Raw genomic sequence first — 5,194 nt, forward strand, 5'->3', positions numbered from 1 at the left:
GCACCACCAACTGCCTGGCCCCCATCGCCAAGGTTCTGAATGAGAAGTTCGGCATTGTGGAAGGTCTGATGACCACCGTCCACTCTGTCACTCCCACACAGAAGCTGCTGGACGGCGCCTCCATGAAGGATTGGCGCGGCGGCCGTGCCGCTACCGGCAACATTATTCCTTCCTCCACCGGCGCCGCCAAGGCCGTGGGCAAGGTGATCCCCGAGCTGAACGGCAAGCTGACCGGCATCTCCATGCGCGTCCCCACCCTGGACGTGTCCGTGGTGGATCTGACCGCCAAGCTGGCGAAGCCCGCCACCTATGAGGACATCTGCAAGGCCATGAAGGAGGCCTCTGAGGGCGAGCTGAAGGGCGTTTTGGGCTACACCGACGAGGACGTTGTCTCCTCCGACTTCCTGGGCGACTCCCGCACCTCCATCTTTGACAAGAAGGCCGGTCTCTCCCTGACCGACACCTTTGTCAAGGTTGTCTCCTGGTATGACAACGAGTGCGGCTACGCCAACAAGATGGTAGAGCTGATCGCTTATATGTTCTCGGTGGACAATAAGTAATTCTCTCTAATCACTTCTGTTTTGAAGGTGCGGCGGGCTTTTGCCCGCCGCACCTTCATTTGGGCAAAAAAACCGGTACGGTGATGTCTCCAGCCCGCACCGCCTCTGCGGCGGTTCGCCCCAAACAGCAAAACACAACCCCCCACCCGCTCCAGCGGCGGATGGGGGGCTTACTCGTGGATCGGATTTTCCAATTTGTCTACCTCCAGATTGCTTTGGAATTACCGTTCGGATGCCGGGAATGCTGGGGTATCGGGAAACTCAGGGATATGCTCCAATCCATAAAACAGCGGGACACGCAGATCATTGCTCTGGAGTTTTCCAAAACGCTCTGTCTCGTGCTGCTCAGCATAGTGAGTGTGTTTCGTCTTTGGGGATCTTCCGGAGTTTGCACAGTTGCTGAAAATGCTCTCAATTCCGAACGGCGCGGGAATTTGGGAATCTCTTGGACTTGCCTAGCCCATGGGACTCACTCCTTTCCTGTGTCTATACTGTACAATATTTTTTCTAATCTGTCAATAGTTTTATGCAATTTCAACATTTTTACCAAATTGCACCCCGCGTCAAAATGCAATCTGCATAAGCAACCGTTTACCTCACTGCCTGCCGTCCCGGTTTGAAAGCAGAAAAATGAGAGATACTAGAGTCTGTTTTAAAACTGGCGGAATGAGGGATTGAGGCGGATTTTCCTGTCAGGCAAGATGATTTGACGCAGGAGTCCTAACGGGAAAAGACAACCCAAGACGGCGTTTTAATGGTTTTAAAACAAACTCTAGAGCAGTCTGCAAGCAGGCACACTTCCGGAGCGGCCCTGCCGGGCCGGAAGCGGAATCGATAAGGAGGCTTTTTCATGAACGCGACTGTCAATGAAAACTGCATCGGCTGCGGCCTGTGCGCCGGCACCTGTCCCGTGTGCTTTACCATGGGCGATGATGGCCTGGCCCACGGCGGCGAGGTCCCGGAAAATCAGCTGGCCAGCGCCCAGGATGCCCGGGACGGCTGTCCTGTCAGCGCCATCAGCATCGAGGAGTGACCCAGGAGGGAGCCGGAAATCCGGCCCCCTCTTCTTTTGTCCCACTTTCCGGATATTACACCCTGTACTGCGCATACTACCTTCATAACGGAGGTGGCGCATGGAAGAACTTTCAAACAATTACGGAGAAAATGTACGCCTTTTCAATGATGTGCTGGGCGTAGGCCGCAGCTGCGACCTGGTCAGCAGGGATTACATCATCGGCGGAAAGCGGGCCAGGATCTGGGTGATCGACGGCTACGGCAAGGACGAGATTCTGGAGCGAATGGGATCTTTCTGGCTCTCGCTGACGGGAGAGGATTTGCGCGGGCTCACGGAGATGCAGCAATTTGCCGACCGTTTCATCACCTTCTCAGAGACGGACGTCAGCTTTGACGGGGAGGACATCGTCACCTCTGTCCTGCTGGGCAAAACGCTGCTGCTGATGGAGGGCCTCTCCGGCGCGGCGCTCATGGACGCCAAGAACTACCCCGGCCGGGGTGTGGAGGAACCGCCGGACGGCAAGGTCCTCCGGGGTTCTCACGACGGATTTGTGGAGGCGGTGGTACCCAACATGGCGCTGCTGCGCCGCCGCATCCGGGACCCCCATCTCACCATGGAGGGTCTCAAGGTGGGCCGCCGCTCCCGCACGGATGCGGTGCTGTGCTACCTGGACGACAAGGCGGACCCGGGACTCCTGGAGGAAATCCGAAACAAACTGAACTCCATCGACGTCAACTCCCTTGTTATGTCCCAGGAGAGCGTGGCGGAGGCCATCCGCCCCAAGCGGAAGCAGTGGTACAATCCCTTCCCCAAGGTGCGGTACACCGAGCGGCCAGACAGCGCCGCCGCCTGTGTCATGGAGGGCAACATCATATTGATGGTGGACAACTCCCCCTCGGTGATGATCCTGCCTACCACCTTTTTTGACTTTACCCAGGAGGCCAACGAGTTTTACTTCCCGCCGCTGGTCGGCACCTACCTGCGGCTGCTGCGGATTGTGGTGTTTCTCATCTCCCTTTTGATCACGCCGGCCTGGTATATGATGGTCAGCGAGCCCAACCGCCTGCCGGGGTGGCTGGACTTCCTCTCCTCGCCGGAGCCGGCCTCTCTGCCCCTGTTGTGGCAGCTGCTGGTGGTGGAATTTCTGATCGACGTTTTGAAGCTGGCCTCCCTGAACACGCCGGACTCTCTGTCCAACTCCTTCTCCATGCTGGGCGCCCTGATTCTGGGTGACTTCGCCGTCCAGGCCGGGTGGCTGGGGCCGGAGGTGCTGGTGTATATGGCCTTTGTGTCCGTGGCCAGCTTTGCCCAGCCCAGCTATGAAATCGGCTACGCCTTCAAGCTGCTGCGGGTGGTGCTGCTGGTGGTCACCGCCATGTTCGATGTGTGGGGGTTCTTCCTGGGGATTCTGGGTATCCTGGTGCTGCTGGCCACCACAAAACCGCTGGTGGGCAAGGGGTATCTGTACCCGTTGTTTCCCTTCAACGGCAAGGCTCTGCGGCGGCTCTTCATCCGGGAGCCTATCAGCCGGGACAATACCTGAAAAAGCCGGAGCGGAAAGTCAGGCAGGAGTATTTGAGCGGAATCCCGTTCTGCCGGAACGCAATGCAGTGTTCAAAACAGAGGGGACTCTCTCGCATACCTTACGGCTTTTTCGATATAGCGGACAAACTTGAAAAGGACAAGGCCCAAGTCGAGCCTTGTCCTTTCATTTTCTTATGAGAGGGATAATCACAAAATCGTTCCGCCGCCCCAAACCTGGGCCTGCGTAACCGCCAGAACAGTTTCAGTGGGAACGCCGGCAATCTCATCGCCAAAAATCGCCCGCAGGGTTCCGCCGTTCATCATGCTGGCGAGCCGGGATTTTGCCGCACTGGCAGAAAGCAGATCGGAAGCTTGCATGCGCCGCTGAATTTGTTTCTCTACCGCCAGCTTCATAAATTCAGCGTGGCGGGCCATGCGCAGATCCCACCAACTCTCCTCATCGTCAGAACCGCTTTTGGAGCAGGTGATCTCCCCGCCGCCGCTGGAGGAACAGGCATTGCAGATATTTCCGTCCTCCCCGATGGCAACCGCCTGGGACATATCCCATGTACTACCGGGCAAAATGGCCTCGTTCCGCGCTTTGTCAAAGGCAAACCAGGTATCGATCTTGGCAAAAATCTCCTGTGCGTAGGCTGGGTCCTGCTCCATACGTTCCTGAACCTTGGGATGAATGACCACGGCCTTGCTTCCAGGCGGGACATTGCCCAGAGCGCGAATCTCCTTCGGAGCGGTAAACCTGCCGTCAATGGAACCATAAAAGGGATTGGCCCCGGTGGGCTGCCAATTCTCCAACGTTTCCTTTGCTTTGTCCCCATCCTGATACAGCAGGTAATGGGGATAGTCGTTTCGGGTCCTCCAATAGCCGCTGCTGGCGTCAAAGACGTGGTAGTGAATGCTGGGGTATTTGGCTTTTAACATAGTCTCTAGAGAGGGGGCCTCTGTAGTTGCTACGCCCTCTGTCTGCCCCTGGCCTACAGGCCGCGCTGCCAAATCCATCATCAAGCTTGTGGGCAGGACCGCCGTGCCCATAATGCCGCTCTCACTGGTTGTCAGCGTATTCATTCCACTCCGGCCAGCCTGTGCCGCCAGATTAAGAAAGCTGTTTGCCTGTGTCCCGGATTGCTTTGATTCACGGGCTCTTGCAGGAGCACTATATGTCTGCGTCCCATAACTCGTTTGAATTGTATTGCTCATTGCTTCACCCTTCTTTATTTTTACTCTCCCCCCGGTCTATAAACTGCTGAATTTATAGACGGCCTTTCTTAATTATTATCGGCGATTCGGATTTGGAATTAAGTCCCTGCCGGAAAATCAAACGGTTTATCTTCAAGGACTTGCAGCGCTGAATATAATCCCAAGCGTTTGGCCTGCTTGGGTCGATATGTGCGAGAGGTGAAGCATTTATAGCCAACAAATCCCCACTTTCCGCGGCGGGCAAGCCATTGGTACGGCCGTTGAAAATCAAAAGCCTGGTTTTCGATTTTATTCACTATGTCAAAAGAGTTTAGGGGACACCTCCTGACGAAGTGTCCCCTGAAACCGCTCTTTTTTTGGAAATTGTGCGCTTCCAATCAGAATTCCAGGTTTTTGCCGTCCTTGTTGAACACGTGGCAGACGTTGCCGCTGAAGGTCAGGTTCAACTTATCCCCGGACCGGAAGGAGTCAATACGCTCACCGTCGGCATCCATAGTGGGAACAATCACGACCACATCCCGTCCCTCGGCATTGGCATGGAAGTGGACCTCGCTGCCCATCAGCTCAGACACCTCGATGGTGGCGGAGAGCGTGTTTGCGGGATCCTTGGACAACACCATGTGACTGGGACGGACACCCAGAGTGATGGCCTGGGGAGCCACCTTATGGCCGGACAGATTCTTCTGCTTCTCGTCAGAGAGCACAACCTTGCAGCCGCCCACAGACACGGCGTACTTGCCGCCGTCCTGCTCCAGCTTGGCGTCAAAGAAGTTCATCTGCGGCATGCCGATAAAGCCGGCCACAAAGAGGTTGGCAGGGTGGTCGAAGACCTCCTGGGGTGTGCCGATCTGCTGAATGAAGCCGTCCTTCATGATGACGA

General features: G+C 56.1%; 4 protein-coding genes and 1 pseudogene. 3 read left to right on the forward strand and 2 right to left on the reverse strand.

What is annotated here, in order from left to right:
• From QZ326_RS11040 to QZ326_RS11050, 3 genes and pseudogenes are all read left to right on the forward strand, one after another.
• Window positions 1–560: pseudogene (locus QZ326_RS11040) on the forward strand (type I glyceraldehyde-3-phosphate dehydrogenase); the annotation flags it as partial.
• Between the two features lie 850 nt (window positions 561–1,410).
• A complete protein-coding gene (locus QZ326_RS11045) occupies window positions 1,411–1,593 on the forward strand; it encodes a ferredoxin (protein WP_295745133.1) in 183 nt (60 codons plus the stop codon).
• A gap of 100 nt (window positions 1,594–1,693) precedes the next feature.
• Window positions 1,694–3,118 (forward strand): spore germination protein, encoded by a 1,425-nt coding sequence (locus QZ326_RS11050; RefSeq protein ID WP_295745155.1) that lies wholly within the window; start codon window positions 1,694–1,696, stop codon window positions 3,116–3,118.
• A gap of 188 nt (window positions 3,119–3,306) precedes the next feature.
• On the opposite strand, the gene QZ326_RS11055 is transcribed toward QZ326_RS11050, so the two are convergent.
• Entirely contained in the window at window positions 3,307–4,182 is an 876-nt protein-coding gene (locus QZ326_RS11055) for a hypothetical protein (RefSeq protein ID WP_295745156.1), read from the reverse strand.
• Between the two features lie 509 nt (window positions 4,183–4,691).
• Window positions 4,692–5,194 (reverse strand): TOBE domain-containing protein (locus QZ326_RS11060; protein ID WP_295745158.1); only part of this gene is annotated, 503 nt, incomplete at its 5' end.

The sequence above is a fragment of the uncultured Oscillibacter sp. genome (genome assembly GCF_910587525.1).
Taxonomy (GTDB): Bacteria; Bacillota; Clostridia; order Oscillospirales; family Oscillospiraceae; genus Oscillibacter.